18 protein-coding genes are annotated in these 18898 nt (G+C 44.7%); 11 read left to right on the plus strand and 7 right to left on the minus strand.

Translation table 11 applies throughout. The annotated features are described in order from the left end of the window. Positions 1–242 precede the first annotated feature (242 nt). Together K1X61_10915 and K1X61_10920 are read left to right on the plus strand one after the other, a co-directional pair. Positions 243–2999: a hypothetical protein gene (locus tag K1X61_10915; protein MBX7109147.1), complete on the plus strand. Its 2757-nt coding sequence runs from the start codon at positions 243–245 to the stop codon at positions 2997–2999. A gap of 9 nt (positions 3000–3008) precedes the next feature. Beyond that, on the plus strand, positions 3009–3455 hold the full coding sequence (locus K1X61_10920; protein ID MBX7109148.1) for a cyclic nucleotide-binding domain-containing protein: 447 nt from the start codon (positions 3009–3011) through the stop codon (positions 3453–3455). Here the strand turns inward: K1X61_10920 and K1X61_10925 are convergent, their stop codons facing one another. The 6 genes from K1X61_10925 to ade all read right to left on the minus strand — a co-directional run bounded on the left by K1X61_10925 (position 3456) and on the right by ade (position 8025). Further along, positions 3456–4043 (minus strand): HD domain-containing protein, encoded by a 588-nt coding sequence (locus tag K1X61_10925; GenBank protein ID MBX7109149.1) that lies wholly within the window; start codon positions 4041–4043, stop codon positions 3456–3458. Between the two features lie 256 nt (positions 4044–4299). Next, on the minus strand, positions 4300–4746 hold the full coding sequence (gene rplI / locus K1X61_10930) for a 50S ribosomal protein L9 (GenBank protein MBX7109150.1): 447 nt from the start codon (positions 4744–4746) through the stop codon (positions 4300–4302). Positions 4747–4753: 7 nt separating this feature from the next. Then, complete coding sequence (rpsR, locus tag K1X61_10935) at positions 4754–5023, minus strand: 30S ribosomal protein S18 (protein MBX7109151.1); 270 nt, start codon at positions 5021–5023, stop codon at positions 4754–4756. A gap of 10 nt (positions 5024–5033) precedes the next feature. Next, positions 5034–5423 (minus strand): 30S ribosomal protein S6, encoded by a 390-nt coding sequence (rpsF, locus tag K1X61_10940; GenBank protein MBX7109152.1) that lies wholly within the window; start codon positions 5421–5423, stop codon positions 5034–5036. A gap of 171 nt (positions 5424–5594) precedes the next feature. Then, positions 5595–6239, minus strand: a complete 645-nt coding sequence (locus K1X61_10945; protein MBX7109153.1) for a hypothetical protein — start codon at positions 6237–6239, stop codon at positions 5595–5597. A gap of 130 nt (positions 6240–6369) precedes the next feature. Beyond that, positions 6370–8025, minus strand: coding sequence for an adenine deaminase (gene ade / locus K1X61_10950; GenBank protein MBX7109154.1), 1656 nt, complete (start codon positions 8023–8025; stop codon positions 6370–6372). A gap of 423 nt (positions 8026–8448) precedes the next feature. Here ade and K1X61_10955 point away from each other — a divergent pair, with 423 nt between their 5' ends. The 3 genes from K1X61_10955 to K1X61_10965 all read left to right on the plus strand — a co-directional run bounded on the left by K1X61_10955 (position 8449) and on the right by K1X61_10965 (position 14045). Further along, positions 8449–8622 (plus strand): chromate resistance protein, encoded by a 174-nt coding sequence (locus K1X61_10955; protein MBX7109155.1) that lies wholly within the window; start codon positions 8449–8451, stop codon positions 8620–8622. 12 nt (positions 8623–8634) lie between these two features. Continuing rightward, positions 8635–12945, plus strand: coding sequence for a gliding motility-associated C-terminal domain-containing protein (locus tag K1X61_10960; protein MBX7109156.1), 4311 nt, complete (start codon positions 8635–8637; stop codon positions 12943–12945). A gap of 137 nt (positions 12946–13082) precedes the next feature. Next, on the plus strand, positions 13083–14045 hold the full coding sequence (locus K1X61_10965; protein ID MBX7109157.1) for a PorP/SprF family type IX secretion system membrane protein: 963 nt from the start codon (positions 13083–13085) through the stop codon (positions 14043–14045). 23 nt (positions 14046–14068) lie between these two features. On the opposite strand, the gene K1X61_10970 is transcribed toward K1X61_10965, so the two are convergent. Beyond that, positions 14069–14542, minus strand: coding sequence for a hypothetical protein (locus K1X61_10970; protein ID MBX7109158.1), 474 nt, complete (start codon positions 14540–14542; stop codon positions 14069–14071). 152 nt (positions 14543–14694) lie between these two features. Between K1X61_10970 and K1X61_10975 the strand changes: the two genes are divergently transcribed. The 6 genes from K1X61_10975 to K1X61_11000 are packed head-to-tail and all read left to right on the plus strand — an operon-like array spanning position 14695 to position 18895. Beyond that, a complete protein-coding gene (locus K1X61_10975) occupies positions 14695–15984 on the plus strand; it encodes a lamin tail domain-containing protein (protein MBX7109159.1) in 1290 nt (429 codons plus the stop codon). A 14-nt stretch (positions 15985–15998) separates the two neighbouring features. Then, positions 15999–16403: a hypothetical protein gene (locus K1X61_10980; protein MBX7109160.1), complete on the plus strand. Its 405-nt coding sequence runs from the start codon at positions 15999–16001 to the stop codon at positions 16401–16403. A gap of 39 nt (positions 16404–16442) precedes the next feature. Further along, a complete protein-coding gene (locus K1X61_10985; protein MBX7109161.1) occupies positions 16443–16856 on the plus strand; it encodes a hypothetical protein in 414 nt (137 codons plus the stop codon). Between the two features lie 34 nt (positions 16857–16890). Continuing rightward, positions 16891–17628, plus strand: a complete 738-nt coding sequence (locus K1X61_10990) for a polyphosphate polymerase domain-containing protein (GenBank protein ID MBX7109162.1) — start codon at positions 16891–16893, stop codon at positions 17626–17628. Continuing rightward, a complete protein-coding gene (locus tag K1X61_10995; protein MBX7109163.1) occupies positions 17615–18232 on the plus strand; it encodes a DUF4956 domain-containing protein in 618 nt (205 codons plus the stop codon). The genes K1X61_10990 and K1X61_10995 overlap by 14 nt, the downstream gene beginning before the upstream one ends. A 6-nt stretch (positions 18233–18238) precedes the next feature. Then, positions 18239–18895 (plus strand): DUF2490 domain-containing protein, encoded by a 657-nt coding sequence (locus tag K1X61_11000; GenBank protein MBX7109164.1) that lies wholly within the window; start codon positions 18239–18241, stop codon positions 18893–18895. Positions 18896–18898: the final 3 nt, after the last annotated feature.

The raw sequence follows: 18898 nt of genomic DNA on the forward strand, positions 1-18898 counted from the left end.
GTGATTCAACAAATGAAGTCAATCACTTCAATTCTAATTACGGCCCGCATTAAAATGTATGTCATACGGCCACCATGTTGGTGGAAAGAAAGGTAGCAAAAGGATTTTATTCACCGCCCAGAAAATAAGCGGTTGCTCCGGAGCGCAAAGTGTTGTGATGAACCATCCATGCCCTGTTGCGTGAATTTGCCTTATAGGTAAAGCAGATTTTGTTACGCATCTTTACCGCTGTCAAAATCACCATGAACACTGCGCTCTTACGATTACTGAACATCAAGCCTTCAGAAGCATGGATGGTGCGCAACCTGTTTTACCTGCAGCTATTTCAGAGCATTGGTATTGCGATGCTGCTCACATCATCCAATACTTTATTCCTTGCGAAGTTTAATGTTGATGAATTACCCAAGGTATATGTCCTGTCGGCCCTGGTATTGCTGCTGGTGAATTATATATACGCCAAGCTTGAGCATAAACTACCGATTCAGCGGCTGATCCTGTACATTCTCATTACCGCATCAGTTTCAATTCTGCTGATTCGTATTTTAATTTATTCTGTTGAATACAACTATGCACCGGTATTGTTACTAATCTGGTATCAGGTGATTTATCTTCTGTGCAGTAATTCATTCTGGGGGCTTGCAGCACAGGTTTTCGACGTGAGGGAAAGCAAGCGGACTTTCAGCATTTTAAGTGCTGGTGATACACCGGCCAAACTGTTAGGATACCTGTCCATAAATGCATTGTCAGGTGTATTTGGGATCAGCAATTTCCTGTTTATTTCCGTGATCTGTTTCCTGATTTCTTACCTCTTTATGCAACGGATCATCCGGTCGAAGCGGGTCGATTTCGTGAAACTCTCCCATCACGTCGAACATAAAAGCACTGCAAAGGCTATCCGCCCGCCAGGGCCGGTTGAAATACTGAAAGGCATCTTCGGTAATCAGCTGATTTTGCTGATATCCATCCTGTCGTTCATCGTTGTTGCTTCCCTGACGGTTATTGATTTCACTTTTTTGAGTGATGTGAAACTCAAATACAAAGATGATAAGACACTGCTGGCCTTCCTTTCGGGATTTTTCGCAATTGGGAGAGTATTCGCCATTTTGGCAAAAATTACGCTGACAAGCCGCATTGAGCAGAAGTTAGGCATCAAAAAATCACTGCTGATACTGCCTGTTTTGCTTATTTCCTTTACCATATTTGTACTGATCAGTCAGAAGATGGAAGGTGATTTCACTTTTTACCTGTATGTGTTCGGCAGCATGGTGCTGATTACAGAGGTGCTGAAATCGGTTTTACAGGATCCGCTTATCCTCGTTCTCTTTCAGCCATTGCAGCCCTTGCTGCGCCTGAAAGGTCACCTGATCTCAAAAGGTATCCTTGCACCGCTTGGACTCCTTTCCGCCGGGATCTTCATTTATGCCAGCTTGTACTTCTCGGGAACACTCAATATCACCACTACCTGTTATCTCCTGTTGATTATGTGTGCCGCCTGGATGCTGGTGGTGTACCTCCTCGACCGTCAGTATATGTTAACCCTGATTGAATCATTGAAGACCGGATTGTTCAGGGGCAACTTCCTGCTGACCAATGATGCGGCCATTAAACAAGTGTTGCTGGAAAAAATGAAAAGCCCGCGGCCGCTTGAAGTCATTTATGCTGCAGATACTTTTGAAAAACTCGACAAGAACGCTATTCATGAATTTGTTCCGGTATTGCTGCAACATGCGCATGATGATGTGAAACGATTTGCATTGCATAAGGTTCATGACCATCGCATGACCGAGGTTATTCCACAGGTAAAATCCATGCTCGAAGCAGCAGTGCCGGATGCGCTGCGCATTGAATGCCTTATCACACTTTCCGGGCTGGAAGAAGATAATACCGGCATCCTGTTTAACTATCTTGACCATGACAATGTCAAACTGCAGCAGCAGGCCATGATTGCCCTGTTCACAAGCGGAGATATAAATGCCATTATTGTTGCCGGCAAGAAACTCATGGACTGGATGCACAGTGAAGATGAACAGTTCAGGGTGCTTGCAGCCTCCACGATCGGCAAAGCTGCTGACAAGAATTTTTATAACTCGTTATCAAAATTGCTCAATGATGTTTCACCCGCCGTACAAAAAAGGGCAATTGTTGCCGCAGGTGAAATTAAAAGTATCCGACTGATACCCGCAATGATGGATAAGCTAAAAGAACCTGCCATGGCAGCTACGGCCATTGGTGCGCTCGCAGCATGCGGCGATGACGTCTTTAAATATTTTCCAGTGCAGGCAAAATTGATGCAATTTGAACTTAAGGAAGTGAATCAGTATATCAAAATAGCGGAGCGCATCCCCGGGGAAAAGGCCAAGGAATTTCTGGAGACCTTACTGCTTGCCGACGCAAGAGTGAAAACAAGCGTCATCACTGCCCTGAAAGACATGGGCTATGCTGCGCCACGGCATATGACCGGAAGTATTCAGAAAATGGCCATGGCAGAAATTGACATGGCAACCGGCATCATTGGCTATATCGGTTTGCTTGCAAAAGAAAATGTTACAGGCGTGCTGCGAGATGCACTGATAACAGAACTTAAGACCTGCGAATCGAACATTTTTTATTTGTTGTCCTTTCTTTTCGACCGAGTCAAACTCTTGCAGGCTGCCGAGAATATTCGTTCCGGGAAAAAGGAACTGCTGGCAAATGCCATTGAAATCATTGATATCGGCGTATCAAAAAAAATCGGTAGCAGGTTTATTCCGGTAATTGAATATTTACACATGGTGCAACAACCGGATGAAATAGTAACATCTTCTTCAGCTGAAATGATCGGATTAATTAAAAAGATCATCTCCAATACTCCCATGTTGTTGAGTTCCTGGACCACAGCAGCCGCCATTTATGTAATGAACCAGATTAATCATGCAGAAAGTGTTGCGTATCTTTCCGCCTATCCGCCAAAGGGTGATTATATTGTTGAGGAAACAAGAAATTTTGTGCTTGCGAAATGACCTTAATACATGCTGCTGATTGAGAAAGTTCTAATTCTGAAATCGCTGAGTATTTTCCAGGAAACACCGGAGCCCTTGCTGGTAGAGGTGGCAGCTATTTTGGAAGAATTGGAGCCTGAGGCTGGCACTACGCTGTTCAGGAAGGGAGAAACGGGAAATTGTCTCTATATAATTTACAGGGGCGAAGTGCGTATTCACAGCAATGAACATACCCTGGCTGTTTTAAAAGAAGGAGAATTTTTTGGTGAGCTGTCGCTGCTGGATACCGAGTCGCGTTCAGCTTCTGCCACCACTGTCAATGATTGCTATCTGCTGAAACTTGACCAGGAACCTTTTTACGAACTGATGTCCAACCGCGTGGAAGTAGTAAAAGGGGTCTTAAAAATATTATGCAAGCGCCTGCGCGAGCAAAATGAACTGAATACAGAGCTGAAAGCCCGGCTTGGTATTGCATGATCAGGGAATTACCGCTTTTTTCAACTCCGTAAGATGTTGTGCTTTTAATGCTTCCCGCCTCAGTGCCGAAGATTTTGTATAATAGTGATGCCCTTCCAGGAAACGCACCTGTTTCACATTCCAGTCATCTTCATCTTTTACAAAACGGTATGATTTCCATTCCAGGTACAAGGCCTTGCCGGTGGCGAAAAAATCCTCACGGCCGAGGTAATCAAGGTCGGCATCACAAATGATTTGTTCGAGGTGGTTCTTGGGAGATTGTGGGAGTTTTGTTGCCGCTATCATACCGTAGATCCGGTTTAACTGATCGCTGCTTACGCCAAATGCCGGAAGAAATTCTTTTGCAATAAGGCAACTTCGTTCTTCATGATCTTTATAAATAAACAGGAAACCGGTATCGTGAAACAGCGCTGCAATATGCAAGATCAGCAAATCTTCAGGGTCAGTCACGTGTTCTTCTGAGGCGATCTGCATGGCTTCTTTCACCACATCTATGGTATGATGAACACCATGATAGGTCAGGCGCGGATCGAGTCCTCTCCGGAGCTTCTCAATAATGAATGTTTCTATTTTTTTAAGATCAATCAATCGGATACGATAACAGCAAATGTATTTAAAATCACCACTTTCCTATATACGTCTGATTATTTTTTGCCTTTTCATTCTCCATTGCACTTGAAGCCACGGTAACTGCTCAGGAAAACTCCCCTCCCATAACGATCAGGTGAAAACAAGGATTGCAACAAACATTGCAGTTGGCCATCTGCCATACCTTTAAAAATAAAAAATCCCTTTCATGTCAATGAAAAGGATTCGCAGCTGCGGTGAAGCAACATGATTTATCTTATTCTGCTACTACATCAAATGCAACTTCTACATTGATGTCCTTATGCAAACTGATATTTGCCTTGTATTCTCCCAACACACTGATTTCGTCGGGCAAAGTAATTTTTTTGCGATCAACGGAAAGATTGGATTGCTTCTTTATGGCATGCGACAACTGAATAGTGGTAACGCTGCCGAAAATTTTACCGCTCGTTCCGGTTTTTGCGCCAATCGTATACTTTGTATTCTTCAGCACATCCACCACGCTGTTAATTTGCTTGAGCAGCTTTTCTTCACGGCGTGTCTCCTGCTTCATTCTTTCCGCCAGCATTTTCTTCTGACTTTCATCGGCTACTACTGCCAGCCGGCGGGGAATAAGGAAATTCCGGGCGAAGCCGGGACGAACTTTCACGAGTTCATTTTCCCTGCCTAATTTATCGACGTCTTGTAATAAGATTAGTTCCATGATGGGATTACTTTAAAAGGTCAGTAACGTATGGCATCAGTGCCAACTGCCGGGCACGCTTTATAGCTTCGGCTACTTTACGCTGGTATTTCAGCGAATTGCCACTTAATCGGCGCGGCAACAACTTACCCTGCTCGTTCACAAACTTTAAGAGAAATTCTGTCTCCTTATAGTCAATGTACTTTATTCCGTTTTTCTTGAACCGGCAATATTTCTTCTGGCGTTTAACCAGTTTAGGTGCGGTGAGATATTTAATCTCTTTGTTTCCGCCACCCATTGATCTACGTTTAGGCTTCGGCTGAAACGCTGTTGAGTTCTTTTTCATCTTTTGAGTCCTTCTTTTTTCCAACTAAACCTTTACGACGACGGTCATTATAATCGATGCCGTACTTGTCCAGTTTTACGGTGAGGAAACGGATGATATTCTCATCCCGTTTGTATTCCACTTCCAGCCTGCTGACAAGCGTGGAGGGACCTTCAAATTCCATGATATAATAGATACCATTGGATTTGGCCTGGATTGGATATGCCAGCTGCCGAAGACCCCAGTTACGTTCTTCAACAATGGTTGCGCCGGCATCAGTTACCGTTTTGGTAATCCTGGCTATCTCCCTCTTCACATCTTCTTCTGAAAGAAGGGGTGAGAGGATGACTACCGTTTCATAGTGATTAGGCATTGGTATGCTAAATGATTTTAAAATTCGGGACGGCAAAGATAGCTAATGACATTGGAAAAACAAAGTGAGGGGTAAAATTTGCCAACAGTGCTGTTTCGGGCTGCGCTGCAGTCGTAATTCAGCAGGAGCAATATCAATGAAAAGCCTGTTTATCCACATTGATCCCTTGCTTCAGTCCGGCACCCTCACGAGTCTGACATTACTGAGCTGTGTTTCAATAGCCACTTCAATGCATTCACCATTATTGTAGAAATAGTGGTTGATATGTCCATCCGGCATTCTCAGCTCATAGATATCGGTAGTGTTCTTAATAAGCGGAATGTGCTCGAGGAAAGCCTCCGAAAAAACAGAGGTCTGATTAACAGGCTCTTTAAAATAGAGTTGCGAAACACAATTACTGATCAGCCCTTTGTAATATGTAGTGTCGCGATCTTTATCAACCATCTGGTAACGGCCTGACTGCTTTTCTATAGCGTTATTGATTTTGACCGTGCCATTCAATACACGGCGTGCAGATGCTTCTGTCATCACCTCATTTACGAAGGTATTGCGGACAACGATATCAGCTTTAAAAGAAAATACCACCCTGACATCAACATGTGTTTCAATGCGGTACACCTGCTTCGCTCCATCCTTGATACTGATGGCGACCACACTTCCTATTTTATCTTCACCACGATAAATCCAGAACATAATTCCTTTCTCCTGGTATTGCGCAAATACCTCCTGTGAAAGGAGTAATAACAGACAAGGTAAAACTTGCCGGAAAAAGGTGGCCAGCTTCTCCCCTGACAATTTGATTGAATATACTTTCATATCTGTGCAAAGTAGAAAAAATTGCTTCGAACAAAAAAGCATGAAAAAAGGAGACATCAGATAGCTTAACCGATTTCGTAGTACTTGAAAATTCGATCAGCAGAATAGCGCTATACGCACCCTTTTATGCTTAATCATAAAGCGAGGTAAATTCAAACCGGCCACCATCAAACAAGCCTTTGTCGCTCAGTTTAAGTTGCGGAATTACCAGTAATGCCATAAAAGACAAAGTCATGAAGGGTGCAGACAATCCTGACCCGAGTTTTTTAGCCGCGTGATCAATCTTTTCATAAGCTGCAGCTACTTCGAGCGCATCTCCATTCGACATGATTCCTGCAACAGGGAGCGGTAACACTTCAAGTTGGTCACCGGTAGCTACAGCCAGCCCTCCTTTTTCACGAATAATGGCATTAACCGCTTTGCTGATCACTTCGTCGGAAACGCCGGCAGCAAGGATGTTATGGCTGTCGTGACCAACACAAGAAGCTATTGCCCCAGTTTTCAGCCCCATATTTTTTATGAAGGCGACAGATGGTGCTGCATCAGCATAACGGTTGACAACTGTAAACTTCAATATGTCATTTTCAATGTCGCTAACCAGTTCGCCGTCCTGATTGATGAGCCGTGCAAGCGGATGATGAAAAGTTTTGGTAATAAGCTGACCATCGCTGGCTTCTATCACCTTCACAGACAATGTGTGACTCATACCTGCGTGTTCTGCCGGTTGTACTATCCTGAAGTCAGCCGCGTTTTTTTCGTGGCAAACAAAATTGTTGATGACCGTTGAACTTACTTTCTCTATCAGGCTCCTGTCGTTCTCCGCTACGAGAATGCCTTTGATATAGGTCTGCAGCACCTTAAGCTGACTTAAATTATTTACTACAATAAAATCAGCAAAATCTCCTGTTCGAAGCAGCCCGCTTTCAAGATTATAATGGATTACGGGATTTAGGGTAGCGGCACGAATTACTTTCCAGAAATCAATATTCTTCGCCAGCGCACGCAACACCAGCTGATTGATATGGCCCCTTACAAGATCGTCAGGATGCTTGTCATCCGAGCAAAACATGATCATATCAGGGTATTCGCTGAGCAGCGGAATCAATGCCTCGAAATTTTTAGCGGCACTGCCTTCCCTGATCAACACTTTCATGCCATGTTGCAATTTGAATAACCCTTCTTCATACGTGAAACATTCATGATCCGTATTGATACCCGCACCAATGTACTGCAGCGCATTCGTGCCTGTTAAGCCCGGCGCATGCCCGTCAACGGGCTTATTTCTTCTTTTCGCGGCAGCAATTTTTTTCAATACCTCCTCATCGCCCGATAGTACGCCCGGATAATTCATCATCTCCGAAAGATACTTCACTTCCTTTCGTGACAACAGCCTGTCAATGACAGCAGCATCCATTACTGCACCGGCTGTCTCAAACTGAGTGGCCGGTACGCAGGAAGGTGCGCCAAAATTGAAATGAAAGGGTACCCTGTTGCCATTTTCAATCATATACTCCACTCCTGCTGTTCCCATGACATTGGCAATTTCATGCGGATCGGAAATGGTGGCTACCGTTCCATGCACCACGGCAAGCCTTGCAAATTCTGAGGGAATCAGCATTGAACTTTCGATATGAACATGTGCATCCACAAAGCCGGGTAAAATGAAATGATCAAATTTGGCTTCCGGTAAGCGCATGATGGCTTGAATGCGTCCATCAGTGACTTTGATCTCGCCCGGAAAAACAGTGCAAGTCACCACGTCAACGATATTTCCCTGAATTTTCATCTTAAATTTTTCTGGTTAACTATCTGTTCTATTCCGCCGGTTTACACCGGCTGCATCCTGATTTGTGATTGCGTAATCCTATTAAATTTAATAGCTGTTTAAACATCCTTGCCCAGTTGAACCAATTTCTTTCACCATCACTAATTGCTTCTATTAAGAATAGTATGAAGATTGGAAAAGAAATTAACTGCGTTAACAATCAAAAATAAATAAAAGGTCGATTTAACTGCGTGATTTTCCGAAAGGCATCGATGCCTGCAAACTCCACTTTAAAAATATTTATCATTAAAATGATCGCGTGCGTAAATCCGAAAATAGACAGCATTGCCTGTCCGTAGCTGATTGGAAATTTAACCGATAAAGACGCAGTGTTTATATATTTCTTTTAAAAGAGTAAAATCCATCGGGCAGCAAATACAAGCTATGCCGTTTGACACCATTGATATGGGAGATTCGCATCATGGTGGTAATTGCAATTTCGATTATATTATCAAAAAATACAAAATCAATGACACTGCCATCAGCATCAATACCCTCATTCGCCAGCAATACTTCAAAGCTCATATCCTCTCTTTTCACTTTCTTTGCAGCAGGTGATTGAGGCGACCAATGAAAGAATATACAATGAAAATGCTGGCAGGCTTGCTCAGTTTTTGCTGTTATGCTGCAGCGGAAGCGCAACCTGTTGCCTCCTTTGAGATAACCGCACCGCCTAAACCATGCGCACCGGCGCAGTTCACTTTCACCAGTACCTCCACCGGTGATCAGCCACTTACCTACAACTGGCATTTTGGTATTGATGGAGCATCAGATACTGCTGAAAACACTACTTATACTTTCACGGATTGCGGCATTTTTTCAGTCGTATTATCGGTGACAGACAGCAACGGACTGCATTCGGCCGATACACAACTGGTCGTTATACAATGTCCGCCTGTGGCTGCATTTACTTTTTCGCCGATAAATGTTTGTGATTCCGCCATTGTTACTTTTACCGATAACAGTACGCCCGGTGATTCAATTATAAACTGGCATTGGAATTTCGGTGATCCCACCTCCGGCGCTGATGACTCCTCGTCTCAGAAAAATCCGCAGCATTATTATAATGTTCCTGGTTTGTTTCCGGTCTCTCTTACCACTACAACAAGTGCAGGATGCACTTCAACTGCATCTGATACCGTCATTGTTCTGCACCCGCAATCCTATTTTGCCATTTCGGATTCGGCATGCGTGAATGATACAGTATTCTTTATCGACTTATCAACTTCGCAGGATGAAGTAGTGGCATGGTCATGGAATTTTGATGATCCCACGAGTGGCGCCAATGTATCTATCAAACAAAACCCTTTTCATATTTTTCATGAAAGCGAAGACTTTAATGTGCGGCTTACGATCACCACAGAAAACGGGTGTACGAATTCACTAAAAAAAACGGTGCATGTTCATGTATTACCTGTTGTTTCCGCAGGAACTGATCAGGCAATATGCCCGTCAGACTCGGTGCAGTTGCAGGCCGAAGGGGCAGTAAACTATGTGTGGCAGCCTGCACAGTTCCTGAGTAATAACAATTCACCAAATCCTATTGCATTCCCGGTGAGCACACAGGATTTTTTTGTAACCGGCACAGATAATAATGGCTGCAGCGCTTACGATACCGTGCAGGTTGCCGTATTGCCCTTGCCGGCAGCAAATGCAGGAAGCGACACTATCATCTGTGAAGGAAGCTCTGCTGTTTTACAAGGCACCGGCGGAGTAACCTATTTATGGTCGCCTTCTGCAACACTTGACAATGATACTGCAGCACAAGTTATCGCATCACCGTTTGCCACAACCATCTATACACTGACTGTTACCAATGAATCAGGATGTTCTGCACAGGATTCTGTTGTTGTGAATATTACTCCTGTACCTGTGGTAACCATACTTGGATTGCAGGATCAATATTGCGGCAACAGTGCTCCAATAGCATTGATGGCTGCTCCTGCAGGCGGCCTATTTTACGGTGATGGCGTCAACGGCACTTTTTTGCTGCCGGAGATGCTTGCTGCCGGCGGACCGTATGCAGTCTACTATGCATATTCAGATCTTTACGGATGCAGCGCTTCCGATACCGCTGCTTTCGCTATCAATGAAGCACCGCAGGTTTCCGTTTCAGCAGTTGATTCCACCATTTGCATGAATGCTGCACCGGTTTCATTTTTGCTGGTACCCACCGGCGGAATTTTATCGGGCACCGGCATCAGCAATGACCTCTTTGATCCTACACTTGCAGGAGTCGGCATCCATCCTGTTTACTATACTTTTACTGACACCAATAACTGTGCTGCTTATGACACAACGCATATTGCTGTCATAGCACTTCCCAATATTAATGCCGGCGATGACACGGTGATATGCGAAGGCGATACCATACAACTGCAAGCATCAGGAGGTTTGATTTACGCATGGTCACCTGCTTCTTCTCTCACAGATTCCTTAGTCAGCAATCCCTATGCATATCCCAATATTACTACGCAGTATACAGTAACAGCTCTTGATGTTGATGGATGCAGCAATTCGGATACAATCCTGATTACCGTATTCAATGCCCTGAACGCGGATGCAGGTATAAACGATACCATTTGTAAAGGCGACACTACCATATTGCATGCTTCCGGAGGAAGTGCATACATGTGGTTGCCGTCTGAAGGACTGAATGATGCCACCTTAGCCAATCCAATGGCTTTTCCAGAACAAACAACAATGTACACGGTAACAGTGAATGCCGGAAGCACTTGTCCCGGCATTGATTCCATATTAATTACCGTGGAGGAAATACCTCAGCTGAATGCCGGCAATGATGTGTCAATGTGCCTTGGAGATACCATACAGCTTCATGCTGAAGGAGCAGAGGTTTATAGCTGGGAGCCTTCCTATGCGTTGGATACTAACCAGGTTGCTGACCCCAAAGCTTTCCCTCAAACCAGTACTACATATACAGTAACAGGAACTGCGTTAAATGGCTGCAAGGGAACGGATAGCATAACAATCAAAGTGCTGGTATTGCCCATTATCGATGCAGGCATTGATACGAGCCTTTGCTTCGGTGACACACTACAGCTTTCTGCAACAGGTGGTATCAGTTATCAATGGTCGCCGGCAGACTTTCTGAGTAATTCCAACATTGCTGAACCTTTCTCCTTTCCGGATACGAGCACCTTATTTTTTGTAACCGGAACTGACAGCGCAGGTTGTTCCGGCATCGATTCCATTTATGTACTCGTCCTTTCTTCGTCATCTGTTGATGCTGGGCCGGATACCACTATCTGTGCCGGCGACAGTGTTGTGCTGCATGCTTCCGGCGGATGGTCGTATGTATGGTCTCCATCTGAAGGATTGAGTGACATCGCTATTGCTGCACCTGTAGCATATCCGCTAACTTCTACCACGTACACTGTCACCGTAAGCATTGGATCCTTCTGCTCCTTTGTAGATTCTATTCATATCATGGTGAATGCACTGCCGGCGGTTGAGGCAGGAGCAGACACTTCTATCTGCCCTGGCGATTCGGTGCAGCTGCAGGCTGATGGTGCAATAGCGTATGCATGGAGCCCTTCCTATTCGCTGAATGATTCAACACTTTCCGGTCCAACAGCCTCGCCAACGGTTACTACCATGTACTACGTTGCGGGAATTGATGCTTTCGGATGCAAGAATTCAGATTCAATACTTATCTCGTTGCTTCCGGTTCCGGCTGCTGATGCTGGAATTGATTCGGCTGTCTGTATCGGCGATAGCATCATGCTGCATGCAGGCGGCGGAACCTCCTATTGGTGGTTCCCGGATTCAACACTCAGTAATGGAGCAATTGCCAATCCGGTAGCGCAGCCTGTGGTCACAACAACATACGTTGTAAAAGTGAATGATGGCGGCATTTGCTATGGCTATGATTCGGTAACCATTACCGTTCATCCATTGCCAGTTGCAAATGCAGGCCGGGATACGATTGTTTGTCATGGCGATACTGTTCAACTGAATGCAACCGGTGGTATTAACTATTACTGGACACCTTCAGCCGGACTTTCTTCAAACGTAATTCCCAATCCTGTAACGGCTGTTACGGTAAGCGTTACCTATTCCGTTACAGTGACTGATATCAATCAATGCAAGAACATTGACTCTGTCCACATAGAAGTGGTTCCGCCACTCATCGGCATCATCGGGAATGACACAGTAATCTGTTCCGGAACATCAGCACAACTGATGGCCGGAGGAGGAAGTTTCTACCAGTGGTCGCCCGCGGAATCGTTAAGTGATGCCGGCTCTGCTATGCCACTGGCCTCACCTGCACAATCCACCGTTTTTATGGTGATAGTATCAGATGGCATTTGTTATCAAGATACACTACAGGTGTCGGTATTTGTTTCGGAGCCCTTTATTAATGCGGGAGATGATGTAAGCGTTGTAGCGGGTTCTGCCTACCAGTTAAATGCAACCGGTTCTGCAGGCAGCTATGCCTGGAGTCCGGCAACGTATCTCAGTTGCACTGAATGTCCTGATCCTGTTGCCACTCCCCTTTCCACCATCACCTACACCGTTTCGGTTACCGACACAACCGGCTGTATGGCTGATGATGAGATCACGCTTACCGCAGGATGCGATGCGGCGGAAATCTTTATTCCCAATGCTTTCACACCTGATAATAACGGGCATAATGACATCCTATTTGTTCGCAGTACCGGATTGATTACCGTTAATTATTTCCGCGTCTTCGACAGATGGGGAAAAATTATTTTTGAATCGTCTGATATCAATAGTGGCTGGGACGGCACTTTTAACAATCAACTGATGCCGGCCGGAGTTTACCTGTACACTCTTAAAGCTACTTGCGGCAATAATGATGTGATTGAGAAGCAAGGCAATGTAACGCTGATAAAATGATTCTGTTTTTTTAAAATTTCCATAAACGAAATATCGGCTTAACCATAGATGAGGACTTTTAATCATGAAAACTGAAAACCTGTAAACTGAACCGGATAACCATCATATCAATAGTATGGAATCTGTGCCTTGCAGCGGTGTTGCTCTGCCCTGTAGCTGTGCAGGCACAGGACAGTCATCTGTCGCAGGTGTACGAGATGCCTTTATTGCTCAACCCTGCGCGCACCGGTTTTTTTAAAGATAATTACCGGCTGGCAGGCATCTACCGCAGCCAGTGGAAGGATATCACGCAACCTTTCAAGACCTTATCCGGCTCATTGGATATCAGCGTACCGGCCGGAAAAAACAAGAATAATATATTCGGATTTGCCGTCATGAATTTTGCCGACAAGGCGGGTGATGCAGATTACAGCACCAACTGTTTTGAAGCGGCATTGTCCTTCCATAAGAATTTCGGTTCCAACTTCTCGCATTACTTCGGGATTGGATTGCTGGGCGGTTTCGCCAGCACAAGTTTCGACCTGTCAAAAATGACCTTTGATGAAGACTTCAATGGCGGAATCAATTCAGATATTCCTGCGAAAGACAATGCAAGCTATCCTGATGTGTCAGCAGGTATGGAATACAACTATATGAATGATAACATGCATCTGAACATAGGATGTTCTGTATTTCATCTTAATCAACCTTCCCTGTCTTACTACAGCAACGACCTTTCTGTTATCCACCGCAAGTATGCCATCAATGCCGGCTTTGCAAAATCAATTTCAGCAATGCTGGAAATTCAGCCGCGCATCGCTTTTTTCCAACAAGGCAAAAGCACTGAAATTTTACTGGGCACTGATCTTAAAATCGTGCTGGCAAAAAACAGCAATGCCAACTATGCATTATATCTCGGAGGTTATTACCGTGTAGGTGATGCTTTAATCCCCAGGCTGCGTATTGATATGGGGGACCTGGCATTCGGATTAAGTTATGATTTCAATACAGGCAGCCTTTCAGAAATTAATCAGCTGGCCGGCGGCCCGGAGTTGTCGATCATATTTACAGGGCGTGTGAAAGGCGTTTCTGCGGGAAGAATTTATAGCCCGAGGTTTTAACTTATTCTTCGTATCATTTCATCTCAGAACCTGAACCAGATAAATTTTTTCTTCTTCTTTTCCGCCTTAGGCTGCGGGTTGGCATAGCCCGCAATATTTTCAGGGCGTAAGACAGGTCTGGAGATAAAATCGCTCAGGCCATAGGAACTTAAGAGGAAATTATTGGTGGTATCAGGAAGAAACTGTTGTTGCTTCTCTATGTCGAAATAAAATTTACCAATGCCAGGAGCAAGGTAACTGCCCTTTTTCAGCAACTCCTCTTCCGCTTTCAGGACAAACTGATTCACTTTGCCAGCGGCCATCTGATAACTGATTTCTTCCTCATGCGAAATAAACTGCACGAGATAATCATCCTGCACGGCTGTGTCTTTAATAAATGAAATGGACTTATGCGGCGGCTGAAACAGATGTTGGGTTGGATGAATAGTTGCCGGTGCATACGCGGCTTCAAGTGAGCCGAATCCAGGAATGACGACCCTGTCCTGGAACGCTAACAATTTGCAGATGTGATCAGTAACCTCCATGACCTTTAATACGCAGTGACAAAAGTAGCTTTTTATTATGCATGACTGTATCATTGTTAAGTTATGGTTAAATTCGATAAATTCGCCGATTCCCGTTTCACTTTCAATTTCACATATTAGAAATTATGCCTCGTCGTCTGCTTTTGTTGCTATGGTTGTTTATCCACCTGTGTCCGCTGCTTTACGGGCAGTCGATAACCTTCTCTGAACTTAATTACAATTCAGACTCTACGCTCAACTCAGGCAACTGGGTTGAACTGTTCAACTATGGAACAACGAATATAGACCTTGGTGGCTGGTATCTGAAAGATGATAATAGTGCCAACACTTTTATTTTTCCTGCCGGAAGTAACCTTGCTGGAGGCGCCAGACTTGTCGTGGTAAACGATCAGGTAAAATTCACAGAGCAATTCCCGCTCGTGACGAATTACCTGGGCGAAATGAGTTTTAGTTTTGGAAATGATGCCGATGAAGTGCGCCTGTTCGATAATACCGGTGCATTAAAACTTTATATGAATTATACCGACACGCTGCCCTGGCCATCGGCGGCAGATGGCACCGGTCGCACATTAGAACTGCTGGATCCGCAGCAATCGCCCGGCGAATCATCAAACTGGTTTGTGGGCTGCATGCTGGGCTCACCGGGCAAAGCCTTTACGCCTTGTGATGATCCGCTCGTGTTTTCCGAAATCAATTATAATTCGGATACATTGCTCGATGCCGGCGACTGGATTGAGTTATACAACCGTTCAGGAAGCGGTATCAACCTCACCGGCTGGCACTTCACCGACAGTAACAACGACAATGCATACAGCTTTCCCAACAACACACAGATTGCTGCCGGTGCGAGATTGGTGCTTGTCCATGATCCTGTGAAATTCAATACGCGTCATCCGGACGTTACAAATTATATCGGGCCATTCATTTTCAACCTCAGTAATGACGGTGAGTTGGTACGGCTTTACAAGAATACCGGCAAACTTACTTTTTCCGTGCTGTACGACGATGACGGTGACTGGCCGGAAGGTGCTGATGGAGGAGACTACACCCTTGAATTGCTGAACCCCACCGGCAACATGAACAGCTTTACCAATTGGTTCACCGGTTGCCCTGAAGGCTCGCCTGGCGTTGCTTACAACCCTGACTGTAACGTCGGCATTGAGGCTGCTTCCGCTGCTGCAATTGAAGTTAGCTGCACACAGCAAAATGAGCAGCTGACTATCGTATTCCCGGCGAATGTTAATTATCGTGACTATGCCATCACGCTCTTTAATGTTTTTGGCGAAAGGTTGTATTATCAGCGCGCAGTTTCACCAATTACAGAGATAGAGACAGGTCATATAACGGGCGGCATCTTTTTGTTGAGTATTCAATCTGCAACTAAACAGTGGACACAAAAGTTTTTCATTCACTAACAATGTCATCTGCTTTGAAATTTAAACCGTCATCCATCTTCAATTTATTTTTCCTGTTAAGCGGAACAATCTGGATGAATGGCTGCACGAAAGGGCCTGGCGAAGGCGGTACCTCCACCATCAAGGGAAAAGTATTTATCAATGATTACAATGGTGCAGGCGTATTGCAGTCATCTTACTATGCTCCGGAAGAACGCGTTTACCTGATTTTCGGCGATGATGATTTTTATGGACTGGATACCCGTACAAGCTATGACGGCACCTATGAATTTTTATACCTGAAGAAAGGAAGTTATACCGTTTTTGCCTATTCCGACTGCGACACATGCGCATCAACGGTGGAACCCAGTCTAAAGCACATTGAGATTACTGAAAATCATGCTACCGTGGAGGTGGATGATATTATTCTTAAAAAATAACCTGCTCACACGGGCAACCTGATGATGCTAAACAAATCCATGCATAGAATTATTCCGCTCCTCTTGTTGTCGCTTACCTTTTGGGGGAATTGTTTGGCGCAGGCACAGACAAAACCATTTCCTGGAAAAGTAAAATCCGTAACAGAGGTAGTTATTGAAAACAAAAACGGGAAAGAAACGGAGAGAAAGAAGTCATTCCAGGCATTTGATGAACAGGGCAACGTGATTGAAGAGATAGAGTTTGATGATGACACTAAAATAAAATCGCACACCACTTATGAATACAATGAGCAGGGCATGAAGGTGAGAGAAACCTCTTTTCTGCCGGATGGCAAGGTGGATACAGTTACCGGTTTTGTTTATGATCATGAAGGTAACCGCATTTCCAAGACAGTTATGGACAGAAATGGTGAAGTGAAATCGAAAAAAATATACCGGTATGAGTACCGCTGAGACAGTATCTGTGAAGCATGACATCTTGCAATGCATGGCAGGATTCTCATCAATAGGCCTCAGGGAAATGGAAGCCGTGGAGCTGATGAGCCGCTTCGACAGCAAGTACATCTTCAACCGCTCGCTGCTAACCGGATTTCTGCTGCAGCTGCAACCGTATTATAAAGTGCTTACAATTGACGGGTTGCCCCTTTTCAGGTATGAGAATTTATATTTTGACACGCCAGCCCTGCAATCATATACAGATCATCATAACGGCAAAGCAGGCAGATTCAAAGTGAGATTGAGAAGATACACTGATACCAGCAAAAGTTACCTCGAGGTAAAGAAAAAAACCAATAAAGGGCAGACACTGAAGTCGAGGCAGCGTGCCGAAGGTATCAGCAGGGAGTTGACGGCAGCACAGCTTGATTTTGCAAAATCACAGCTTGGCAGGCCGGATATTACGCTGCTCCCGCAACTCGCCAATAATTTTTCACGCATCACACTGGTCAATGAAAAAGACCGCGAGAGAGTCACTATTGATTTATTGATTCACTTCAGTAATAACACCACTGAGAAATCGCTGGATGACCTGGTGATAGCCGAAGTGAAGCAACACCGTTCCACTTCCTTATCAGCTTTCAAGAAGCTGATGCAATCCAACCGTATCTTCCCCACCGGATTCAGTAAATATTGTTTGGGTACCTTGCTCACCTGTTCCGGTATCAAATACAACCGATTTAAGCCAAAATTAACCGCACTAAACAAAATCTGTAATGCTGCTGACTGATGTACTTTTTGCCACGGACTATATTTTCTGGAATACTGCTGACTTGCTCGACCTGCTCTTCCGGTTTGCCTTTAATTTCCTGATTGCCTATATCATTATCAGGCGTATCTACTATCCGACGCATAAAAACAAAGATTACCTCTTCACCTATTTCCTCTTCAATATCATCATCTTCATCCTTTGCTACATGATGCGCAATACGCAGCTGGAGATCGGTGTGGCGTTTGGCCTCTTTGCTGTTTTTTCCATTTTGCGTTACCGTACACTCAACGTCGGCATTATGGACATGGCTTACCTGTTCCTCATAATCAGCGTGGGTGTGATCAACTCGCTCAGCAATGAAAAGGTGAGCATCGTGGAGATTTTATTCGCGAATCTTCTCATCGTTTCAGTAATCTATATCCTGGAAAAGATCTGGCTTGTCCGCATTGCTTCCAATAAACTGGTGATATATGAAAAGATTGAAAACATCAGGCCGGAAAATTACGACAAGCTTATCGCTGATCTGAAAGACCGCACCGGACTTGATGTGCACCGTGTGGAGATCGGCCGTATCGATTTTATGCGCGACATCGTAAGGATTAAGATCTATTATTTCGAATAGCCCGCCGTGAGCATCAGCGCACCTGTCCGCACCACTGTCATCCTGATCTTCTTTATCGGCAGGTTGGGCATTTTAACCGTACATGCACAGGAGCAGGATTTTCAAACCTGGACCAGCGCGCAAATCAATAAGAAGATCAGCAAGAAGATTGATCTGCAGCTTTCGCAAGAGCTGCGGCTTAAGAACAATTCTACCCAACTGGGAACAACCTTTACGGAAGCCGGATGCAAGTATAAAGTGCGGAAGCAACTCGACGTCGCAGCTTCCTACCGTTTCATTGTGGCACAGGATGCAGTGTCGCACAGGGTTTCGCTGGATGTGAGCTATGAGGTGGAAGCCGGGCATTGGTCTGCAGAACCAAGGTTGCGTTACCTGCACCAAATACAGCATGATCAGCCTGCTGAAAACTACATCAGGCCTAAGCTTTCCGTCAATTACCGTATCAATAAAAGATGGGAGCCATATGTGAGCGGCGAATTATTCTATCATGCATTTTATAATGAAGGAAATGAATTCGACCAATACCGGTTGAGCGCGGGTTTTGAATATTCTTTCACCAAACAGCATGCAGTGAAACTTTATTACCTGCTTACCCAGGAGATGAACGTGAACAATGCCCTGCAAAGGCATATAGCAGGGTTGAGTTACAAATATGATTTTTAGCTG

Source organism: Chitinophagales bacterium (genome assembly GCA_019694975.1).
In the GTDB taxonomy this organism is placed as follows: domain Bacteria; phylum Bacteroidota; class Bacteroidia; order Chitinophagales; family UBA10324; genus JACCZZ01.

Excerpts from the sequence above, each read along its gene's own strand:
- K1X61_10915 (MBX7109147.1), top strand. The coding sequence starts at position 243 with ATGAACACTGCGCTCTTACGATTACTGAACATCAAGCCTTCAGAAGCA.
- K1X61_10920 (MBX7109148.1), top strand. The coding sequence starts at position 3,009 with ATGCTGCTGATTGAGAAAGTTCTAATTCTGAAATCGCTGAGTATTTTC.
- rplI (MBX7109150.1), bottom strand. The coding sequence starts at position 4,746 with ATGGAACTAATCTTATTACAAGACGTCGATAAATTAGGCAGGGAAAAT.
- rpsR (MBX7109151.1), bottom strand. The coding sequence starts at position 5,023 with ATGGGTGGCGGAAACAAAGAGATTAAATATCTCACCGCACCTAAACTG.
- rpsF (MBX7109152.1), bottom strand. The coding sequence starts at position 5,423 with ATGCCTAATCACTATGAAACGGTAGTCATCCTCTCACCCCTTCTTTCA.
- K1X61_10945 (MBX7109153.1), bottom strand. The coding sequence starts at position 6,239 with ATGAAAGTATATTCAATCAAATTGTCAGGGGAGAAGCTGGCCACCTTT.
- ade (MBX7109154.1), bottom strand. The coding sequence starts at position 8,025 with ATGAAAATTCAGGGAAATATCGTTGACGTGGTGACTTGCACTGTTTTT.
- K1X61_10955 (MBX7109155.1), top strand. The coding sequence starts at position 8,449 with ATGCCGTTTGACACCATTGATATGGGAGATTCGCATCATGGTGGTAAT.
- K1X61_10960 (MBX7109156.1), top strand. The coding sequence starts at position 8,635 with ATGAAAGAATATACAATGAAAATGCTGGCAGGCTTGCTCAGTTTTTGC.
- K1X61_10975 (MBX7109159.1), top strand. The coding sequence starts at position 14,695 with ATGCCTCGTCGTCTGCTTTTGTTGCTATGGTTGTTTATCCACCTGTGT.
- K1X61_10985 (MBX7109161.1), top strand. The coding sequence starts at position 16,443 with ATGCATAGAATTATTCCGCTCCTCTTGTTGTCGCTTACCTTTTGGGGG.
- K1X61_10990 (MBX7109162.1), top strand. The coding sequence starts at position 16,891 with ATGGCAGGATTCTCATCAATAGGCCTCAGGGAAATGGAAGCCGTGGAG.
- K1X61_10995 (MBX7109163.1), top strand. The coding sequence starts at position 17,615 with ATGCTGCTGACTGATGTACTTTTTGCCACGGACTATATTTTCTGGAAT.